This window comes from Roseateles asaccharophilus, assembly GCF_031458115.1.
Lineage (GTDB): Bacteria > Pseudomonadota > Gammaproteobacteria > Burkholderiales > Burkholderiaceae_C > Pelomonas > Pelomonas asaccharophilus_A.
In genome coordinates, this window is record NZ_JAVDXV010000007.1 from 41,353 (window position 1) to 62,968 (window position 21,616).

Sequence of the window (21,616 nt, forward strand, 5' to 3'; positions counted from 1 at the left end):
GCTACCATTTTGTGATTGGCGAATCATGCCTCACTGTAGCCGTTGCGGACAGCGCGATCCTCAGCGTTTGCACGGGGCCGGTGCAACCAGCCGCCCTCACCTCACTTGCAGGCGGCCGGCGCCGAGGCGCCGCTCACGCCCCGGCACAGCTCGGCCTTGCCGATCCAGCCGGATTTGACGACCACATCCAGGTTGGCCCGCGTGACCGGCACCGGCGTCAGCAGTAAGGCGTCCAGCGCCGTCTTCTTCTCGCCGCTGTTCCACTTCTGCGCCCCCACCACGGGCTTGCCCGCCGCCAGCGCGGAGGCCACCTCGGCGGCCTTCTGGCCCAGCATGCGCGAGTCCTTCCAGACCGACACGGTCTGCTGGCCCAGCGCCACGCGGTTCAGCGCGGCGAACTCGCCGTCCTGGCCGGACAAGGGCAGGCCCTTGAGGCCACGCGAGGCCAGTGCGGCTGCCACGCCGCCGGCAATGCCGTCGGCCGAGGCCACCACCGCGTCCACCTTGCCGCCGGTGCGGGTCAGGATCTGCTCCATGTTCTTCTGCGCCACCTCGGGCCGCCAGCCGTCGGTGTACTCCTCGCCGACGATCTGCACATCGCCGCGCTTGATGGCCGGCTCCAGCACCTCCTGCTGGCCGGCGCGCACGAAGTCCGCATTGGGGTCGGTGGGCGAGCCTTTGATCATCACGTAGCGGCCTTTTGGCTTCACGTCCAGGATGGCCTTGGCCTGCAGCCGCCCCACCTCCTTGTTGTCGAAGGTGATGTAGAACACGCCGGGCGCCTCGATGAGGCGGTCGTAGCCGATGACCGGAATCTTGCGCTGCTGCGCCTTGCGCACGGCCGGCAGGATGGCGTCCTTGTCCATGGACAGCACGATCAGCACCTGCGCACCCTTGGCGATGAGGCTGTCGATGTCGGACAGCTGCTTCTCGGGCGAACCGGCCGCGTCGGCGCTGAGGTAGCTGTGGCCGTCCTTGGCCAGTTGCGCCTTGATGGCGGCCTCGTCGGTCTTCCAGCGCTCCTCCTGGAAGCTGGCCCAGCTGACGCCGACCTTGGCGGCTTGCGCGGACAAGGCCAGTGCGGCCAGCGCGAGGGCGGCACCGCTGCTGCGGATCAGGTTCATCGTGTCTCCTGGGTGTGGATGGTGATTTCGGCCGGCGCGAGGCCGTCGGCTTGCGCGCGCACGACCAGCCGGGCTGGAGCGCCGGCGCGGCCGCGCACGATGGCCAGCGCCTGGCCGCTGAAGGCCTTGCGAGTGGTCGACGGGAAGGGTTCGAAGCTGGTGGCGTCGCCGTTGTCGGTGGCGACGATGTCGCCCGCGCCCTCGATGCTGAAGCGGATGCGGGCATCGGCGCGCGGCACGGTGCGGCCTTGCTTGTCGGTGATGCGCAGCGTGACAAAGCTCAGGTCGCTGCCGTCGGCGGCGATGGCTGAGCGGTCGGCCTGCAGCGACAGCGCGGCGGCCGGGCCGGCGGTGGCAACGCTGGCCGTCGCCCAGGGCTTGCCGTCCCGCCAGGCCTGCAGCTTCAACTCGCCCGGCTCGTAGACCACGTCGTCCCAGCGCAGCCGGTACTGGCCCTGCGCCTTCCTGCGCTTGCCGAGAGACCGGCCGTTCAGGAACAGCTCGGCCTCGTCGCCGCTGGTGAACGCATGGACCGGCGTGACCTGCCCAACCCGCTCCGGCCAGGTCCAGTGCGGCAGCAGATGCGCCATGGGCAGTTCGGGGCGCCAGCGCGACTGGTACAGGTAGAAGCGGTCCTTGGGGAAGCCGGCCAGGTCCACGATGCCGGAGTAGGAACTGCGGGCCGCGTAATAGGGCGTGGGCTCGCCCAGGTAGTCGAAGCCGGTCCAGACGAATTCACCGGCCACGTAAGGGTGGGCGTCCAGCGCGGCGAAGACCTTGTCGGCCGATGAGCCGAAGTCCACCGAGTACAGCTCATAGCCGCTGACCTGCAGCGCCTTGGAGTCGCCGCCACGGCCGTCGCGCGTGATGGAGCTGTTCGCCGGCGCGACCGGGAACAGGTAGACGCCGCGGCTGCTGAAGGCCGACGCCGTCTCGCTGCTGAGGATGAGCTTGTCCGGGAACTTGGCGTGGAAGTTGGGGTACTGCGGCGGCGTGCGAATGCGGTCGGTGCCGATGAACTCGGGGTCCTGGCGTATGCCCTCGCCCTGGTAGTTCAGGCTGATGAGGTCCACCTCGGCCGGCAACGGCATGTCGGACTTGGCGAAGTTCATCGCCGTGGTGGTGGGCCGCGTGGCGTCTTCCTCGCGCGTGATCTCATGCAGGCGGCGTGCGATGGCGGCGCCGGCCTTGTCGGTGTACTGCTCGCCCACCTCGTTGCCTATGCTCCACATGATGACCGACGGGTGGTTGCGGTCGCGGCGCAGCATGCTGCGCAGGTCGGCCTCGTGCCAGTCGGGGAAGATCAGGTGGAAGTCCAGCGGCGTCTTCTTGCGCTCCCAGGAGTCGAAGATCTCGTCCACCACCAGCACGCCCATGCGGTCGGTCAGTTCCAGGAACTCTCGCGCTGGCGGGTTGTGCGACATGCGGATCGCGTTGCTGCCCATGGCCTGCATGATCTCGATCTGCCGCTCGGCGGCGCGCACATTGAACGCCGCCCCCAGCGCACCCAGGTCATGGTGCAGGTTGACGCCCTGCAGCTTCACCGGTTGGCCGTTGACGTGCAGGCCGGTGTTGGCGTCGAAGCGCAGTGTGCGAATGCCAAAAGGTGTTTCGTAGCGATCCAGCATGCCCGCCTTGCCCGTCACGCGCGTGACGGCCAGATAGCGATGCGGCTGCTGCTGAGGCCTCGGGCCCCACAACCGCGGCTTGGCGATGCGCAGCGACATCGTCGCAGCGCCCTGCCCTTGTGCCGGCACGTCGAGTTGCGGCTTCCATGCCGCGGCGACGGCCTTGCCCGCGGGCCTGCCGTCGGCGTCCAGCTCGAAGATCTCGGTCAGCACATCGACGCGCGCGGTCGCGGCGCCGTCGTTGTCGACGCGCACCTCCACGACGACGGTGGCTTCCTGCGGCGACACCTTGGGCGTGGTCACCGTCGTGCCCCAGTGCGCCACGTGCACCGGATCGGTCTTGGTCAGCCAGACCTTGCGGTACAGGCCGGCACCGGGATACCAGCGCGCCGATTCGGGCGGGTTGTCCAGGCGGATCACCAACTGGTTGGCGCCACCCGGCTGGGCCCAGGGCGTCAGGTCCAGCCGGAAGGAGTTGTAGCCATAAGGCCAGCCGCCCACCAGCTTGCCGTTGAGCCAGACCGTCGCGTACGACATCGCGCCGTCCACGTCCAGGAACAGCGAGCGGCCCTTGTCAGTTGCCGGGATGTCCAGCGCGCGGCGATACCAAACCGGCCCCCAGGTCTGCAGCCGCCCCATGCCGCCGTACGGCCCGGTCTCCAGGAAGGGGCCTGCGGCGGCCCAGTCGTGCGGCAGCGTGACCGACTGCCAGCCGCTGTCGTCAAAGCTGGCCTGGACGAAGGCCACCTCGCTGCCGGGATGGCCGTCGGGGCGGCGATGGCGCTTTGCAGGATCCTTGATGAAGGGGTTGGCGCTGGGCAGCACCCAGGGCTTGAGCACGCGGTCCTGCGCGCCGGCCTGGGTCCGCACGGCTTCGTCCGGTCGCGCGTCGGCCACCTTGCCATCGGCCGACTGCTTGACCTCCGGGCGAACGTCATACGCCAGTTGCGCGCCGGCGGGGTCGCCGCGGTGGAAGCGCCAGCCGGCGGCCAGGTCCACGCGCTCGCGGGCGACAGCCGGCAGGGCCGCCACGACGCACAAGACCAGACCGGCCGCCACGCGCCGCCAGGGGTTGCCAAGCATCAAGAGTCTCCTGTTGTAGTTGGTAACGTTCTCAGCCGTCGCCGCCAGCGCGACAGACTAGGTGGAAACGCCAGGCGTAGCGACATGGTTGATACCTATGATAGCGATACCAACAACAAAGAGACAAGACCGCTCATGAAGTTGACGACTTGCGGGCAAGACCCGGCCCCCATGCCGTTGCTGCTGCCCGCGACGAGCGCGCTCTGAGCCCTTCGCCGCAGCGATGGCGTCGTCGTCACCCGCCCCCCTGCCCGACCTGCGCGCCCGTCTGCATGACGTGGCACGCGAAGCCGGCGTCAGCCTGGCCACGGTGGACCGCGCGTTGAACCGCCGCCCCGGCGTCAGCCCCCGCACGCTGCTGCGCGTGCAGGAGGCGGTGCAGCGGCTGACACAGCGCCTGGACGACACCGCCAGCGAGCCGTCCACCCGTTGCGGCGGCTGGCTGCTGTGCTTTCTGCTGCCGGCCGGCCAGAACAGCTTTGTCGAGCAGTTGCGCGAGGCGCTGCATGCGCTGACGCCATGGTTGAACGAACAGCGCGCGCGCGTCGACGTGCGCACGACCGACGCGTTCTCGCCCGCGGCGGCATCGGCCGCCGTGAAGCGGCTGCGCGGCCAGTACGACGCGGTCGTGCTGATGCTGCAGGACCACCCGCTGGTGCGCGATGCGGTGGAGCGCATGGCCTTCGACGGTACTTTTGTCGTGACGCTGGTTTCCGATATCGCGGCCCGCGCGCGCAACCACTTCGTAGGCATCGACAACGGTGCCGCGGGCCGCACCGCCGGTGCGCTGCTGGGCCGCTTCGTGGGCACCCGCCGCGGGCCGGTGGGCATCGTCATGGGTTCGCACGCGCTGCAAGACCATGCCGAGCGGCTGCAGGGCTTCCGGCAGGCGCTGGCCGCCGACCACCCGCAGCTGCTACCGCTGCCGCCGCTGGAATGCCGCGACCGGCCCGAGGCCGCGCAGCCGCTGGTCGCCGAACTGCTGGCCCGGCATCCCGAGCTGGTGGGGCTGTACAGCATCGGCGCCGGCAACGACGGCATCCACCGGGCGCTGCAGGAGGCCGGCGCTGCAGGCCGCCTGGCCTGGGTCTGTCATGAGCTGACCCCGCACACGCGCGCGGCGCTGCTGGATGGCAGTGCCAGCGCGGTCATCGGCCAGTCCGCCGCGCAGGAGGCCCGCGCCGCGTGCCGGCTCGCGCTCGCCCGGCTGACGCGGCAGCGCGAGCTGGCCGACATCGAACCCATACGCATCGAGATCTACCTGAAGGACAACCTCCCATGACATCGCCCCTGGCAACGCGCCTGGCCGCCGCTTTGTGCGCGGCCGGCCTCGCGCTGGCCACCGCACCCACGCTGGCCTGGCAGGCCGACAACGGCGACGGCAGCTACACCAACCCGCCGCTGAACGCCGACTACCCCGACCCCGACATCATCCGCGTGGGCGAGGACTTCTACTTCGCCACGACGACCTTCGCGAACTCGCCCGGCCTGCGCCTGCTGCATTCGCGCGACCTCATCAACTGGCGCATCGCGGGCCATGTGCTGCCCAGGCTGGACGGCGGCCCGGCCTTCGACCTGAACGGCGGCAGCGTCTACCGGCGCGGCGTGTTCGCGCCCAGCCTGCGTTTCCACGACGGCCAGTTCGTCATCGCCTTCACGATGGTGGGCCAGAACACGCGCATCTGCCGCGCGACGGACATTGCGGGCCCCTGGCGCTGCCACTCGCTGGACCGCGCGGCCTTCGACCCCGGGCTGTTCTTCGACACCGACGGCAGCGCCCATATCGCGACGGCCATCGGCAGCGACGGCACGGTGACGCTGCTATCGCTGAGCAAGGACCTGACGACGGTGACGGCCGCGCGCAAGATCCACTACATCCAGGGCGCCGAAGGCTCCAAGCTGATCCGCCGCGGCGACTGGTACTACCTGTTCAACGCCATTCCGCGCCGGCTCGCGATGACCATCTCGCGCGCCCGGTCGCTGACCGGGCCGTGGGAGACGGTGAACTCCATCAACAGCGCGCAGACGGGCGGCCACCAGGGCGCCATCGTGGACCTGGCCGATGGCCGCTGGTGGGGCTTCGTCATGCAGGACAAGCCCAGCATCGGCCGCATCACCAACCTCAGCCCCATCTTCTGGCGCGACGACTGGCCCGTCTGGGGCACACCCGAAGCACCCGACCGCGTGCCGGCCGTGGCGCGCAAGCCGGTACAGGGCCAGACCCCGCAGCAGCCGGCCACGTCGGACGAGTTCGACACGCCGCAGCTGGGCCTGCAATGGGCGTGGAACCACAACCCCGACAACACGCGCTGGTCGCTGACCGCCCGCCCCGGCTTCCTGCGCCTGCAGGCCACGCGCGCACGCACGTTCTGGACCGCGCGCAACACGCTGACGCAAAAAGGCCAAGGCCCCTACAGCCGCGCCGACGTCGCGCTGGATCTGCAAGGCCTGGCGCCGGGCGACCGCTGCGGCTTTGGCGTCATCGGCAAGGTCAACGCGCACATCGCGGCGACGCGGCTCGACGACGGCAGCCTGCAACTGCAGATGGGCGGCCAGGTCGACGAAGGCGACGGCAAGCCACAGACCGAGCTGCCCGTTGCCCGCACGGCGTTGCCGGGCCCGCGCGTGCTGCTGCGCACCGAGCTGGACTTCGAGCGCGCGCGTGGCCGGCTGTCCTGGTCCACCGATGGCCGCTGGCAGCCGTTGGGCGACGAGTTCGCGCTGATCTACGACTGGCGCACCGGCACCTTCCAGGGGCCGCAGTACGCCCTCTTCTGCTTCAACCCTGGTGCGGCCGGCGGCCGCATGGATGTGGACGGGTTCCGCTTCAGCGACCAGCGCGACGCACCCCGCTGACGACAGCGCCCGCAAGAAAAACGCCCCGGCATGCCGGGGCGTTTCGTTTTGGAGGCTGCCGCCGCCGGCAGCCTTGGATCATCAGAACGCCGCGCGCAGCGAGACGTTGTAGCTCGGACCCGGCTTGTACTCGTCGAACACGGCCCCCGGGAACTGCACCCAGGTGCGGCTGATCGCATCCGTGGCATTCCAGACGCTGAGGTTCAGGCTGGTGTCGTACTTGAAGCCGAAGGCGTGCTTGAAGTTGATGCCGGCCGAAGCGTCGATCTGCGTGCGCGCCGTCGTCCACATGTAGGCGCCCGGCGTGGACAGGCCCACGCTGGCATTCACGATGTGCTCGGACTGGTACTGGCGCGACACGCGGAAGCTGTAGCCATTGCGCTCGTAGTACAGCGTCAGGTTGTTGGTGCGCGGCGGCACGCCGGCCACCGGCAGCGCGTTGGGCAGCTCGTCCGTCTGCTTGGTGTACGTGTAGTTGGCCGTGAAACCAAAACCCTTGACCGGCAGGAAGTCCAGCGGCTGCTGCCAGGTCAGCTCGGCGCCGCGTACCTTCAGCTTGGTGCTGATGTTGTAGGGCTCGGTGATTTCCACCCGGTGCTGATCGCGGCCACCGCTGGCGATGACCGCCTGGTTCTGCGCGTCGGTCAGACCCACGGTGCCGTACAGCGCATCCAGCTGCGCCAGCGTGTAGCTGACGATGCGGTTGCCCGGGCGGCCGATCAGGTCCTTGCCGAAGCCGCTCAGTGCAACATAAGCCTCGCGGGTCATGTAGTACTCGAGCGCGAGGTCGAAGTTGTTGGACTTGAACGGCGTCAGGTTGGGGTTGGTCACGCTGCCCTGGCGAGCGCCCTGGTCGCCGATGGTCAGGCGCGTCTGACGCAGGTCGGCCGGATTGGCGCGCGTCATCGACTTGGAGATCGAGGAGCGGGCGATGAGGTTGGGCAGGATGTTGTAGGCCAACGAGGCCGACGGCATCAGGTTGTTGTACGTCGCCGACTCGTAGTTCCACACCGCCAGGTTGTCGTACTGGCCGCCGTTGCCGATGCCGGTGTTGCGCGGATCGGCCTGGGCGATGACCTCGCCGATGGTCTGCTGCGTCTCCGTGTAGCGCAGGCCGGCGTTGTAGCGCAGCGTGCGGCCGAACGGCCTCAGGATGCCCGTGACCTCGGCATAGGCGCCATAGACGTTCTCGCGGATGTAGCCGCCGCTGCCGTTGTTGAAGCCGCGGTGGATGTTGTCGCGGAAGTATTGGTAGTCGGTGTCCTTGGCGAACTTGTCCCAGTTGACCGTGATGAAGCCCTGGCTGGACGCCATCGCGTACTCGGGCACCTTGGCGTTGGGGATCACCGAGCCCAGGTAGGCCAGCGGTGTCGTCACACCCGTCGTGGAGCCGCGGCCGAAGCCCGGGTAGGCGGTCGCGGCGTCGGTCATGGGGCCGGTCGTCGTGCGGCCGTCGCAGCCCGGCTGGCGCAGCTGCGTGTTGGGCGCGAAGAAGCGGTAGTTCATGTTGCCGCCGCAGGTGACGTTCATCCACGCGTCGGCGACCGAGTAGCTGCGGTAGCGGCGCTCGATGTCATCGACGGCCACGCCGGCCTTGACGTTGAACATCTCATCGCCCCACTTCACGTTGCCGCGGAAGCCGTTCGTCGTGTTGCGGCGGTCGTAGAGGTCCATGCGCAGGCCCGACAGGCCCTGGCCCGCCTGGTACCAGCCGAAGTTGGCCGGGTTGTTGACGTCGAGGTTGCTGGAGTAGCGCGGCACCTCGCCCGGGCGCGAGTTGTCGTAGGTGATGACCGAGGGAGCGGACTGCGTGGCGAGCAGCACCGTGGGCATGTCGCGGTAGAAGTCGCTGTAGGTCAGGTTGAAGTGCGCGTCGATGGTCCAGTTGTCGTTGGGGCGCAGCTCGAAGCCGGGGTTGAAGCTCCAGAATTTGGTCTTCTCCTCCATGGGCCGGAACTCCAGCGACCAGAAGGTGTTGGCGAACTGTGCCTTGGTCAGCACGCAGCCATTGGTGCAATCGCTGCGGTCGAACTCCATGCCCACCGGGATGACCGTGTTGGCACGCGTGCCGGCGTTCATCGCGTTGTAGACCATCTTGTTGGACTTCTCGGCGCCGATCATGTCCAGGTAGATGTCCCACTTCTCGTTGGGACGCCACTGCAGGCTGACGATGCCGCTGGCGCGCTCGCGCTCGCCTTCATAGCTGAGATGACGGCCCAGGCGGCCCATCAGCGCGTTGTCGATCTGCTTGATGTTGGCACCGGGGTTCAGCGCCAGCAGCATGTCGCGGTTGATCTGCCGGCCGGGCGTGCCGAGAACGGCGCGGGCGTAGTCGGGCAGCGCGGACAGTGCCAGGCCGGACGGCACCGTGTCGGGCGTGGACTGGTTGCCACCGCCGGTGTTGTTGGGGTTGTCGCTGGGCAGCGCCTGGAACGACTTCAGCTGGAAGTTGCGCATGTCCACCGTCTGGAAGCCGGTGGTCTTGTAGCTGGTGTTGCCCCACGCCGCGCCGACCAGCACGCCGAAGTCGCCCAGCGTGTTGTTGCGCCAGGTGTTGCTGACCAGCGCCGAGCCGGTGTCGCTCCACTTGCCAACCTGGTCGCGGTAGTTGCCGCTGACGGTGAAGGCCGAGCGGAACCCTTGCTTGTCGAACGGGCGCACGCTGCGCATGTCCACCGTGCCGGCGATGCCGCCTTCCAGCACGCTGGCGCGCTGACTCTTGTAGACGGTGGCGCTGCGGAACAGCTCGGACGGCAGGAAGTCCATGTCGACTTCGCGGTTCGCGCTGATCGTGCCGCCCCAGTGGCCGGCCGAGGCCGATGCCATCGGCGCGCCGTTCAGCAGCACGCGCGTGAAGTTGGCGCCCATGCCGCGGATGGAGATGTTCAGGCCTTCGCCGTCGATGGTCGCGCGGTTCACGCGCACGCCGGGCACGCGCGACAGCGAGTCGGCGATGCTGGAGTCGGGGAACTTGCCGATGTCTTCGGCGAACACCGTTTCGCTCAGGCCGATGTCGTCACGCTTCTCGCGCGCCGCATTGGCCAGCGAGCTGCGGTAGCCGGTAACGGTAACGGTCTCCAGCGTGTTGCCCTTGGCGGCCGGCGCCGAAGCCGCATCTGCGGGCGGCGTGGCCCCTTGTGCATAGGCGCTGGCGATCAAGCTGGCCAGCATCGTGGTTGCGAACACATCACGTGCAACGGCGATGCGGCGCTGCCCAGCGCCCTTCGAATAAGCGTTCACTCTTGTCTCCTTTTATCGGCCCGGTTTGGACCCGGTGGTGATTGCGTGCCGCTTGCGCGGCGGTCCGACTCAGCTGGTAAGTTAACCAAATGATTGGTAACGCAATCATTTCAGTCTAGTTCTGTACCGCGGCCGATGCCCTATCGTTTTCCCGGTCTGTGAATGACTGTTGCGCGGGCGCCAAGCCCGGCGACGGGGTCAGGGGCCCAGCGCCTCGAACTCCACCCAGCCGAAATCCGCCGTGGCGGGGCGCTCCGTCGCACTGCGGGCGTACAAGCCCATGTAGACGCCGGTGAAGCCGGTGGACGTCTCGGTGGACAGTTCGTGCGTGGGGATGCTGCACAAGACCTGCCACTTGTCTCCCGTCCGCCAGGCCAGCGAATAGCTGCGCGGATCGGCCAGCACCTGCAGTTGCAGCGGTGCGGCCGGCGCCGCTGCGCTGGCCAGCACCTTGGCCTTGCCGCCCAACTGCTGCACGCACTCGACGCGGCGTTCGTCGCCGCCCGTCACCTGCAGCAGCGCATGGTGCGACTCGTTCATGCGTAAGGCCAGGCCGGCCACGTCGCCACCGGAGGCGGGCTTGAAGTCCAGTTGCGTCGCGATGCGCTGGTTGAGCCGCTCCTGGCGACGGCCGATGAAGCTGGGGGTGCCGATCTCATCCAGCCCGATTCGCGCCCCCGTCAGCCGCAGATGGCCCGGCCGGGCCTTCAGCGACCACAGGCCATCCGCATAGCTGCGCAGGAAGGTCCAGTGCAGCGGCAGGCGCTTGTCGGCAGCGAAGGTCTCGCGCACCGGCGCGGCCGGCCACGGCACCCAGGCCGGCAGGCCGGTCGTGGGCTGCGGTTGCGCCAGCGTGCCGTTCTGGCCGAACTCCGGCCAGCCATCCTCGCGCCAGCGCACCGGCGACAGCAGCGTCTCGCGGCCGATGTGGTGATGACGCCCACCACCCGCCTGCTGCGGGCGTATGGCCAGCAACGTGGCCCACCAGTCGCCCTTGGGCGTCATGACCAGGTCTGCATGGCCCAGCGCCTGGAAGGGGCTGTCAGGCAGGTTGCGGTGCGTCAGCACCGGGTTGTTCGGATGCGGCTCGAACGGCCCCCAGGGCGAGCGCGAGCGGGCCATCGTGATGCGGTGGTCGTAGGACGTGCCGCCCTCGGCAATCATCACGTAGTACCAGCCGTTGCGCTTGTACAGGTGCGGGCCCTCGGGCCAGATGCCGCCCATGCCGCTCCAGATCAGCTTGGGCTCCTCCAGCAGCTTGCCGGCCTTGAGGTCCACGCGTGCCTGGTAGACGCCGCCGTTGCGCCCGCCGCCGTGGCGGGTGTAGTAGACCGTGCCGTCATCGTCGAAGAAGAACGACGGGTCCATGCCGAACACCGATTCCGGCAGCCGCACGGGGTCCGACCATTCGCCCGCCGGGTCGGTGGCGGTCAGGTAGAAGTTGCCGATGCCGCCGACGTCGGTGGTCACGATGTAGAAGCGACCGGGCTCGCAGCGGATGGTGGGCGCGAAGATGGACTGCGAACTCTTGCGGCCGGCAAAGGTGAGCTGACCGGGCCGCGACAGTGCGTTGGCGATCAGCCGCCAGTGCACCAGATCCTTGCTGTGATAGACCGGCAGTCCCGGCAGGTACTCGAAGGTGCTGGTGACCAGGTAGTAGTCATCGCCCGAGCGGCAGACGCTGGGGTCCGACGCGAAGCCGCTGACGACCGGGTTGTCGAAAGTGGCCGGCATCTTGGCGTTCGGGGTGGCTTGCGCAAACGCACCACCGCTGGCGATGGACAGCGACAGCGCCAGCACGGCGCCGCTCAGGGACTTCAGTTTCACAGCGTCTCCAAATGATTGATAGTTCTACCAAATGCATGGTAGCGATATCAGTGGTAGTCGCAAGGATGGGTCTACCCTGAGGTCCAGGGAAGCGGCGGGGCCGAGGCCATCAAGCCGGCCACGCTGGCCCAGGTTTGCGGCGTGCAGGCCCGCATGGAGGCTTTCTCGCTGGGGCATCTCCAAGTCCACGTTGACCGGGAGGATTGATCACCCACTACGATGCCGGCCCAGAACAAAGGGTTACGAGCGATGTCGTGGATAGGAATTGCCGTGGGTGACGCGTGGGCGTGAAGCTGCTCGTGGGCCTGGTGTGGCTGCTGAGCTGGCTGCCGTTTCGCGCCATCTCGGCGCTGGGCTGGGCGGTGGGCAGCCTGATTGCCGCGCTGCCTTCATCGCGTCGGCGCATCGGCGAGGTGAATCTGAGGCTGGTGCTGCCCGACTGGACACCCGCGGCGCGCCGCCGCCTGCTGCGCCAGCACTTCGTGGCCATGGTGCAGATGCTGCTGGAGTACGGCTACTGCTGGTTTGCGTCACGCGAGCGCATCCAGCGGCTGGTGCGCATCGAAGGCCTGGAGCACCTGCGGGCGCTGGAGGGCCGCAACGTCATCCTGATGATGCCGCACTTCACCGGCCTGGACCTGGCCGGCCAGCGCATCTCGCTGGAAACGCCGCTGGTCAGCATGTATTCCGTGCAGAAGGACCCGTGGCTGGACGAGTTCTTCCGCACCAAGCGGCTGCGCTTCGGCAACGGCATCATCTTCTCGCGCCAGCAAGGCACGCGGCCCACGCTGCGCGCGCTGAAGGAGGGGCGGCGCCTGTACTACTTGCCCGACCAGGATTTCGGCCACCGCGACTCCGTGTTCGCGCCCTTCTTCGGCGTGCCGGCCGCCACCATCGGCGGGCTGTCACGCATGGCAGCCGTCGGGAACGCGGTCGTGCTGCCCTGCTACCCGCGGCGCGAGACCGACGGCTACACGGTGGTCATCGAGCCGCCGCTGGACAATTTCCCGACCGATGACGTGGTCGCCGACGCGACACGCATGAACGCCGTCATCGAAGCCCAAGCGCGTCGACAATTGCACCAGTACTTCTGGCTCCACAAGCGCTTCAAGTCGCGCCCGCCCGGCGAGGCCGACTTCTATGCCAAATGACTGACATCCCCTACTTCAAGATCGCCATCGTCGCGGTCTTCATTGCCAGCACGATGTATGTGCACTTCCGCGGCAAGGTGCGGCTGCGCTTCTTCCGCCAGTTGATGGACCACTCCACCTTCATGGCGCCCATCAACTGCCTGATGTACCTGTTCAGCAAGCTGCCGGCCAAGCCCTACCTGCCGGTGTCGGGCTTCCCGGAGCTGAAGCTGCTGCAGGACCACTGGCAGGACATCCGCGCCGAGGCCTACAAGCTGGCCGATGCCGGCGAGATCAAGAAGAGCGACAAGTACAACGACGCCGGCTTCAACAGCTTCTTCAAGACCGGCTGGACGCGATTCCACCTGAAGTGGTACGACGACGCGCACGCGTCGGCCAAGGAGATGTGCCCGGTGACGACCGGCCTGCTGCAGCGCATCCCGACCGTGAAGGCCGCGATGTTCGCCGCGCTGCCGCCCGGCGGCCGGCTCGTCACGCACCGTGACCCGTTTGCCGGCTCGGTGCGCTACCACCTGGGGCTGGTCACGCCCAACGCCGACAGCTGCTACATCTCGGTGGACGGCGAGCGTTATTTCTGGCGCGATGGCGAGGGCGTCATCTTTGACGAGACCTATCTGCACTACGCCGAGAACCAGTCGGACATGATGCGCATCATCCTGTTCTGCGACGTCGAGCGGCCGCTGAACAACCCGGTCGCGCGTTGGTTCAACCACTTCATCAGCAACACGCTGATCCGCGCGGCCTCGGCGCCCAACTCCGACACCGACCGCACCGGCGGCATCAACAAGCTGTTTGCCTACGTGCAGCAGGTGCGCATGTTCGGCAAGCGCATCAAGGCCAAGAGCCGGTTTGCTTACTACGCGATCCAGTGGATCGTGTTCGGCGGGCTGATCGTCTGGTGGCTCTGGCCCTGACCGCCTGACGATGCTGCGGCTGCGCCTGCTCGGTGGTTTCGAGATAGCGCGCGCCGGCCGCGTCGAGCTGACCCGCCTGCCCAGCCGCGCCGCCACGCTGCTGCTGGCCCGCCTGGCGCTGCTGCCGCGCCGCCAGCATCCGCGCGAGGAACTCATCGAGCTGCTGTGGCCCGGCGTGGCGCTGGACGTGGGCCGCAACCGGCTGCGCCAGACGCTGTCCACGCTGCGTGCGCTGCTGGAAACCCCCGAGGCCCCGCTGTTCAGCGCCGACCGCCAGCAGATCTCGCTGCTTCCCGGCGCACTGACCTCCGATGTGCAGGACTTCGAGTCCACGCGCACCCCCACGCACTACGGCGGCGACCTGCTGCCCGGCCATTTCGACGACTGGGTCGTGACGGAACGCTACCGGCTGTCCGCGCTGGCCGAAACCGCGCCGCCAGCGCCGCCACCGCCCGTCATCACACGCCCTGCGGCCGCCCTGCCCTCGTTCGCCACCAGCCTGCCGCGCTATCTGACGCGCTATTTCTCGCCACCCGGCCGCCTCGAAGCGCTGGCGGCGCGGTTGCCCGATCAGCGCCTGCTGACGCTGATCGGCCCCGGCGGCGTCGGCAAGACACGCATGGCGGTGGAGCTGGCCTGGCTGCAGTTCAGCGGCGCGGACTGGAGCTGCGGCATGGCCGCGCTGGCCGAGGTGCGCGACGAGCCCGCGCTGGTCGCCGCGCTGGAGCGCGCGTTGATCCTCACGCGCGGCGGCGGCTGGCCGGCCATCGAGGCGGCGCTGCAGGAACCCGGCGCCGTGCGCCTGCTGGTGCTGGACAACGCCGAGCAGGCGCTGGGTCTCATCACCCAGGCCGCGCAGCGGCTGCTGGCGGTGGCGCCCGCACTGTGTCTGCTGGTGACGTCGCGCCATGCGCTGGAGCTGGACGGCGAGACACTGGTCGACGTGACGCCGCTGGCCGACGCCCAGGACACCGCCCAGGCCTTGTTCATCGACCGCGCCCGCGCCGTGCGGGCCGACTTTCACGCCAGCCGCGACAACCAGGCCGCGCTGACCGAACTGATCCGCGAGCTGGACGGCCTGCCGCTGGCGCTGGAGCTGGCCGCCGCCCGCGTGCGCAGCTTCTCGCCGGCGCAGATGCTGGAGCAATGGCGCGGCCTGCAGCCCGAGGCCGCCGGCCTGCCCGCCTGGCTGAGCAACCCCACGCGCGCGCCGCGGCACGCCTCCGTCGCCGGCCTGCTGGACTGGAGCCAGGCCTTGCTGGGCCCTGAACCGCGCGCGTTGCTGCGGCGCCTGGCCGCGCTGCCGGGCGCCTTCAGCTGGGCCGATGTGCAGGCGCTGGGTGGCACGCCGGCCCAGCTCGACGAGCTGACCGGGCATTCGCTGGTGCAGGCCGGCGGCGACGCCGAGCCGCGCTACCGCTTGCTGGAGCTGCTGCGGCGCGGCGTGCTGGCGCGCGTCGACGCCGGCGAGCAGCAGGCCGCACGACACGGGTTGCGCGCGGCGCTGTGCGACTGGGCCAGCGCGCTGGGCCTGCAGGCGCCCATCACGGCCTGGGCCGGCCGCCGCGACCTGGCCCGCGCGCTGATTGCCCATGCCGCCGACGACGGCGACGCGGCCACCGGCCTGCGGCTGGCACTGGCCCTGCGCCCCTGCTGGGAGAGCGACGGCGTGGACCGCGCGCTGGTCGACCAGCTGGGCCAGCTGCTGCAGCTCACGCCGCCGTCGTCCGCCGGCCACGAGTTGCGCGCCCACCTGGCGTTCACGCATGGCGACCGCGCGCTGGCGCTGGCCGAGGCCGAGCGGGCGCTGGAGCTGGCCGGCACCGACCCCGCCACGCGCGCGCCGGCGCTGGTGCGCCGTGCCTGGGTGCTGCTGGCCGGCGACAACCGCGAGCAGGGCCAGACCCGCCCGCTGGAGGAGGCCATCGGCCTGGCGCGCCGCGCGGGTGACATGCCCACCGAGGCGCGTGCCTGGCAGCAGCTGGCCGCCGTTGCCGTGTCGCGCGACCAGCCCGCGCAGGCCGAGGCGCTGTACGCCCGGGCGCAGGAGCTGTGGGAGGCCGTGGGGCATGCCCGCCAGGCCGCCGCGCGGCTGCGCAACCGCGCGCAATGTCTCATCGAGCTGGGCGACACCGCCACGGCGGTGGGCTGGATCACCGCCTGCCAGCGGCTGGCCGAGGCGGACGGCGACGGCGTGGGCCAGCTCGACGCGGCCTACACGCTGGCGCTGGCCCACCAGTCGCGCCGCGACTGGCCCGCCGCGCTGGCCGCGGCCCGCCAGGCGCTGCGCATTGCCCACCAGCGCCAGCACCTGCATGCGCGGGCGCTGACGCTGCAGCTGTTCGCCCGCCCGCTGGCCCGGCTGCGCCACCCCGACACGGCGCTGCAGCTGGCCGCGTTCGCCGAGCGCTACTGGCGCCAGCACCTGGGCGCCTTGGGCACCCGCGAGGCCCGTGCGCTGGCCCGCGTGCGCCGGCTGGCCGAGGCCCAACTGGGCCGCGCCGCCGCCACGGCCGCCTGGGCTTCCGGACAAACCCTGAACCTCTCGGAAGCCCTGACGCTGACCGGGGCGTGACGAACGGGAACGCAAGCATCCCTTCGTTAGCATCGAAGGTTTTGGTCTCACCCAATCCCTTCTTCATGCCCCGTCTGACCGCCGCCCCCGCCCTGCTGCTGGCCGCCGCCCTCGCCGCCAATGCCCAGGAAGCTCCCAAGCCAGCGTCCTGGAACGTCAACGCGCCACCCGGCGTCGCCAAGACGGCCACCATCGACGTGAAGACCGGCACCTGGATGAGCGTGGACGTCAGCCCCGACGGCAAGACGATCGTGTTCGACCTGCTGGGAGACCTCTACACGCTGCCCATCGCCGGCGGTGAGGCCAAGGCGCTGACACATTCCATCGCCTGGGAGCAGCAGGCGCGCTTCTCGCCGGACGGCAAGCAGATCGCCTTCCTCAGCGACGCCGGCGGCGGCGACAACGTCTGGGTCATGAACGCGGACGGCAGCGGCGCCCGCGCCGTCACGAAGGAAGACTTCCGGCTGCTGAACAACCCGGTCTGGCACCCCAACGGCAAATACCTGCTGGCGCGCAAGCACTACACCGGCACGCGCAGCGCCGGCTCGGGCGAGATCTGGCTGTTCCATGTGGACGGCGACGCGGCCAAGAACAAGGGCGTGCAGCTCAACGAGAAGCCCAACTGGCAGAAGGACCTGGGCGAGCCGGCCGTGTCGCCGGATGGCAAGTACCTGTACTACTCGCAGGACACGACGCCCGGCCGCGTGTTCGAGTACAACAAGAACAGCAACGGCGAGATCTACAAGATCTTCCGCCAGGACCTCGTCGACGGCTCCGTGGAGCCCTTTGTGCAAGGCCCCGGCGGCGCCGTGCGGCCCACGCCGTCGCCGGACGGCAAGTACCTCGCCTTCGTGCGCCGCGTGCGCAACCAGAGCACGCTGTTCCTGAAGGACCTGCAGACGGGCGTGGAGCGCCCGGCCTGGAGCGGCCTGTCGCGCGACCTGCAGGAGATCTGGGCGATGTGGGGCGTCTACCCCAGCTTCGCGTGGATGCCCGGCAGCAAGGAGATCGTCGTCTGGGCCGAGGGCCGCATCTGGCGCGTGGACCCGTTCAAAGGCTCGGCCGCCGAGATCCCCTTCCACGTGAAGGACACGCGCGAGATGCGCGAGCCCATGCGCTACGCGCAGACCGTGGCGCCCGACCAGTTCGCCGTGCGCCAGCTGCGCGGCGCCCAGGTGTCGCCGGATGGCAAGCGCGTCGTCTACGCGGCGCTGGGCTCGCTGTGGATCAAGGATTTGCCCAGCGGCACGCCGCGCCGGCTGACGAAGCAGAACGACGCGTTCGAGCTGGCGCCGCACTGGGCGCGCGACGGCAAGTCCATCGTCTACGCGACCTGGCGCGACGACACGCAAGGCAGCATCCGCCGGCTGGACGTGGCGAGCGGCAAGGACACCGTGCTCATCAAGGAGCCCGGCAAGTACCTGGAGCCGCGGCTGTCGCCGGACGGCAAGCAACTCGTCTACCGCAAGATCAAGGGCGGCGGCCTGACCAGCCCCTGGCACAGTCTGGACACCGGCCTCTACCTGGCCGCGGCCGACGGTTCGGGCAAGACCGAGCGCATCGCCAAGGAAGGCAGCGCGCCGCAGTTCGGCGCGAAGAACGACGAGCTGTTCTTCACCAAGGTGGCCAGCACCAGCGAGGTCGATCAGCGTTTCTCGCTGATGCGGCTGAATCTGCAGGATCGCAGCGAGACCGAGATCGCGCGCAGCGATTTCGCCAGCGAGTACAGCGTGTCGCCAGACGGCCAGTCGCTGGGCTTCGTGGAGCGCTTCCACGCTTACGTGACGCCGCTGCCCAGCGTGCAGGGCCAGTCCGGCAAGGTCATCACCGTTGGCAGCAAGATGGACGCGCTGCCGGTGCGCCAGCTGGACGCCAACGCCGGCTACGCGCTGCACTGGAGCAGCGACAGCCGCAAGCTGCACTACACGCTGGGCGACGAGCTGTTCACCGCCAGCGCCGAAGGCAAGGACAAGGCGACCGCGCAGAAGATCGGCTTCGAGCAGGCCAGCGACAAGCCCGCCGGCAAGATCGCGCTGACCGGCGCCCGCATCGTGACGATGAAGGGCCAAGGTGACGAAGGGGTCATCGAGGGCGGCACGGTGCTGGTGGACGGCAACCGCATCGTGGCCGTGGGCAAGGACGTGGCCATTCCGGCCGACGCCAAGCGCATAGACGCCACGGGCAAGACCATCGTGCCTGGCTTTATCGACGGCCATTGGCACGGCGCGATGAACGACGGCGGGCTGATCCCGCAACAGAGCTGGGTCAACCTGGCCTCGCTGGCCTTCGGCGTGACGACGCTGCACGACCCGTCTAACCTGAACGCGGCCATCTTCACGCAGGCCGAGATGCAGCGTGCCGGCATCGTGCTGGGCCCGCGAATCTACTCGACCGGCAGCATCCTGTACGGCGCCCGCACGCCGATCACGGCGGTCGTCAACAACCTGGATGACGCGCTGACCCATCTGAACCGCCAGAAGGCCGAAGGCGCCATCAGCGTGAAGAGCTACCAGCAGCCGCGCCGCGACCAGCGCCAGCAGGTGCTCGAGGCCGCCCGCCAGACGCAAATGATGGTGGTGCCCGAGGGCGGCTCGCTGTTCCAGCTGAACATGAGCATGGTGGTGGACGGCCACACGACGGTGGAGCACTCGCTGCCGCTGGCGGACGTGTGGGACGACGTGAAGCAGCTGTGGCGCCAGACGGCGGTGGGCTACAACCCGACGCTGAACGTGGGCTACGGCGGCCTTGACGGCGAGCACTACTGGTACGCCCGCACGGAGGTCTGGAAGCACCCGCTGCTGAGCCGCTACGTGCCGCGCGCCGTACTGGAGCCCCGCGCCATCCGCCGCGAGACCGCGCCGGAGGAAGACTTCAACATCCTGAAAGTGGCCCGCACCGCCAACGAATTGTCCAAGGCCGGCGTCAACGTGATGATCGGCGCGCACGGCCAGCGCGAGGGCCTGGGCGCGCACTGGGAGATGTGGATGCTGGTGCTGGGCGGCATGGGCCCGCACGACGCGCTGCGCGCCGCGACCATCAATCCGGCGCGCAACTTCGGCATGGACAAGGATCTCGGGTCCATCGAGGCTGGCAAGCTGGCCGACCTGGTTGTCATCGACGGCAACCCGCTGGCCGACATCCGCCAGAGTGACCGCGTCGTGCAGGTCATGCAGAACGGCCGGCTGTTCGACGCGCTGACGATGAACCAGATCGCCCCGGTCGCCAAGCCCCGCAAGCCCTTGTTCTTCGACGGCAGCGACGGCAAGACCATGCCGGTGGACAGCCATGCGCTGGAGACGGGACATGGACATGACCACGGCGATTGAAGCGTCAGGGCTCGTTGCCGCAGGGTAAACAGGCCCTAGAATGCCCTCTGTCAGGAGAGCGCCCCGGAGCATTTGGGGGCCGCCGAAGGCGCAACAACGCTCAGGCAGAAGGACTGACAAGACGCGGTGGGTGACAGACACTTGCCGCGTTCCTCACTGGAGAGAGGCCGGCCCCTGAGTCGGTCCACCGAAGGGGCAAGCCCAGGGCCATTGGCCGGGGTCAATCTCTCAGGTACCAGGGACAGCGAGGACATCCACACCCGAAATCCGTCGGAGCTTTGATGTCCTCTCTGCTGCAAACGCCTCTTCACGCCCTCCACGTCGAACTCGGCGCCAAGATGGTGCCCTTCGCCGGCTACGACATGCCGGTGCAATACCCCACCGGCGTGATGGCCGAGCACAAGCACACGCGGGCGGCCGCCGGCCTGTTCGACGTGTCGCACATGGGCCAGGTGCGCCTGGTGGGCGCCGATGCCGCCGCCGCATTGGAAACGCTGGTGCCAGTGGACATCGTCGACCTCGGCGTCTTCAAGCAGCGCTACGCCCTCTTCACGAACGAGCAAGGCGGCCTGCTGGACGACCTGATGGTCTGCAAGCGCCCGGACGACCTGTTCGTCGTCGTGAACGCCGGTTGCAAGGACCAGGACATCGCTCACTTGCAGAAGCACATCGGCTCGCGCTGCGAAGTCATCCCCGTGCCCGAGCGCGCACTGCTGGCGCTGCAAGGCCCGCAGGCGGTCGACGTGCTGAGCCGCTTGAACCCCGAGGTCGCCAAGCTGACCTTCATGACCGGCAGCTTCTTCCAGCTCGACGGCATTGACACCTTCCTGACCCGCTCGGGCTACACCGGCGAAGACGGCTACGAGATTTCCGTGCACCAGGACGACGCCGTCGCGCTCGCTCGCAAGCTGCTGGCCCACGCCGAGGTCAAGCCCATTGGCCTTGGCGCACGCGACTCGCTGCGCCTGGAAGCCGGCCTGTGCCTGTACGGCCACGACATCAACGAGACGACCACGCCGGTCGAAGCCTCCATCACCTGGGCCATCCAGAAGGTGCGCCGCGCCGGTGGCGCGCGTGCGGGTGGCTATCCGGGCGCCGCGGTCATCGACGAGCAATTGGCCAACGGCGCCGCCCGCAAGCGCGTCGGCCTGGTGGGCAAGGAGCGCATGCCCGTGCGCGAAGGCGCCAAGATCGTCACCGCCGACGGCGTCGAGATCGGCGTCGTCACCAGCGGCACGCTGGGCCCCACGGTCAACCAGCCGGTCGCCCTCGCCTATCTGGCCAAGGAACACACGGCTGCCGGCACCGAAGTCTTTGCCGTGGTTCGCGACAAGCGCACCCCGATGGTCGTTTCTTCCACCCCCTTCACCCCCAACCGCTACTACCGAGGTTAAGCATGTCCATCAAGTACACCCCCGACCACGAATGGCTTGACGTGCATGGCGATGGCACGGCCACCGTCGGCATCACCGTGCACGCGCAGGACGCGCTGGGCGATGTGGTCTTCGTGGACCTGCCCGAAGTGGGCAAGACCTACGCCGAGAAGGAAGTCGCCGGCGTCGTCGAATCCGTGAAGGCCGCGGCCGACGTCTACATGCCCGTGGACGGCGAGATCACCGAGGTCAACGAAGCGCTGCGCGACGACCCGGCGCTGGCCAACTCCGACCCGCTGAAGGCCGGCTGGTTCTTCAAGGTCCGCTTGAGCAACCCCGCCCAGCTCGACGCGCTGATGGACGCCACCGCCTACGACGCGCTGTTGAAGACGCTGTAACCCTTCGCCACGTCTTAGAAAGGCAACCACAGAGGCACAGAGACACAGAGCAATCTGGAGATTGAATTTCTCCGTGCCTCTGTGCCTCCGTGGTTGCATTTGTTTTTCTCTCCGCCACGCC

At 68.8% G+C, this 21,616-nt stretch carries 12 protein-coding genes and 2 riboswitches; of the genes, 8 read left to right on the forward strand and 4 right to left on the reverse strand.

Annotated features, from left to right (window positions below; genetic code table 11):
- Positions 1-101 precede the first annotated feature (101 nt).
- Both J2X21_RS17410 and galB read right to left on the reverse strand, forming a co-directional pair.
- On the reverse strand, positions 102-1,124 hold the full coding sequence (locus tag J2X21_RS17410; RefSeq protein WP_310330697.1) for a substrate-binding domain-containing protein: 1,023 nt from the start codon (positions 1,122-1,124) through the stop codon (positions 102-104).
- Entirely contained in the window at positions 1,121-3,835 is a 2,715-nt protein-coding gene (gene galB, locus J2X21_RS17415) for a beta-galactosidase GalB (RefSeq protein ID WP_310330699.1), read from the reverse strand. The genes J2X21_RS17410 and galB overlap by 4 nt, the downstream gene beginning before the upstream one ends.
- 223 nt (positions 3,836-4,058) lie before the next feature.
- Here galB and J2X21_RS17420 point away from each other — a divergent pair, with 223 nt between their 5' ends.
- Both J2X21_RS17420 and J2X21_RS17425 read left to right on the forward strand, forming a co-directional pair.
- Positions 4,059-5,117 (forward strand): LacI family DNA-binding transcriptional regulator, encoded by a 1,059-nt coding sequence (locus tag J2X21_RS17420; protein WP_310330700.1) that lies wholly within the window; start codon positions 4,059-4,061, stop codon positions 5,115-5,117.
- Positions 5,114-6,691, forward strand: a complete 1,578-nt coding sequence (locus J2X21_RS17425) for a glycoside hydrolase family 43 protein (protein ID WP_310330701.1) — start codon at positions 5,114-5,116, stop codon at positions 6,689-6,691. Before J2X21_RS17420 ends, J2X21_RS17425 begins: the two co-directional genes overlap by 4 nt.
- An 81-nt stretch (positions 6,692-6,772) precedes the next feature.
- Here the strand turns inward: J2X21_RS17425 and J2X21_RS17430 are convergent, their stop codons facing one another.
- Entirely contained in the window at positions 6,773-9,931 is a 3,159-nt protein-coding gene (locus J2X21_RS17430) for a TonB-dependent receptor (RefSeq protein WP_310330703.1), read from the reverse strand.
- 198 nt (positions 9,932-10,129) lie between these two features.
- Positions 10,130-11,758, reverse strand: a complete 1,629-nt coding sequence (locus J2X21_RS17435; protein ID WP_310330705.1) for a glycoside hydrolase family 43 protein — start codon at positions 11,756-11,758, stop codon at positions 10,130-10,132.
- 287 nt (positions 11,759-12,045) lie between these two features.
- Between J2X21_RS17435 and J2X21_RS17440 the strand changes: the two genes are divergently transcribed.
- The 6 genes from J2X21_RS17440 (at position 12,046) to gcvH (ending at position 21,495) form a co-directional block, all read left to right on the forward strand.
- On the forward strand, positions 12,046-12,909 hold the full coding sequence (locus tag J2X21_RS17440) for an LpxL/LpxP family acyltransferase (RefSeq protein ID WP_310330707.1): 864 nt from the start codon (positions 12,046-12,048) through the stop codon (positions 12,907-12,909).
- Positions 12,906-13,823 carry an aspartyl/asparaginyl beta-hydroxylase domain-containing protein gene (locus tag J2X21_RS17445; protein ID WP_310330709.1) on the forward strand — a complete coding sequence of 306 codons (918 nt, stop codon included), beginning with the start codon at positions 12,906-12,908 and terminating at the stop codon, positions 13,821-13,823. The genes J2X21_RS17440 and J2X21_RS17445 overlap by 4 nt, the downstream gene beginning before the upstream one ends.
- 10 nt (positions 13,824-13,833) lie before the next feature.
- Positions 13,834-16,398 (forward strand): ATP-binding protein, encoded by a 2,565-nt coding sequence (locus tag J2X21_RS17450; protein WP_310330710.1) that lies wholly within the window; start codon positions 13,834-13,836, stop codon positions 16,396-16,398.
- Between the two features lie 65 nt (positions 16,399-16,463).
- Positions 16,464-19,724 (forward strand): amidohydrolase family protein, encoded by a 3,261-nt coding sequence (locus J2X21_RS17455; protein ID WP_310330712.1) that lies wholly within the window; start codon positions 16,464-16,466, stop codon positions 19,722-19,724.
- Between the two features lie 41 nt (positions 19,725-19,765).
- Positions 19,766-19,850: riboswitch (glycine riboswitch) on the forward strand.
- A 20-nt stretch (positions 19,851-19,870) separates the two neighbouring features.
- A riboswitch (glycine riboswitch) is annotated at positions 19,871-19,979 on the forward strand.
- 26 nt (positions 19,980-20,005) lie between these two features.
- A complete protein-coding gene (gene gcvT / locus J2X21_RS17460; RefSeq protein WP_310330713.1) occupies positions 20,006-21,118 on the forward strand; it encodes a glycine cleavage system aminomethyltransferase GcvT in 1,113 nt (370 codons plus the stop codon).
- A 2-nt stretch (positions 21,119-21,120) separates the two neighbouring features.
- A complete protein-coding gene (gene gcvH, locus J2X21_RS17465) occupies positions 21,121-21,495 on the forward strand; it encodes a glycine cleavage system protein GcvH (RefSeq protein ID WP_310330714.1) in 375 nt (124 codons plus the stop codon).
- Positions 21,496-21,616 lie beyond the last annotated feature (121 nt).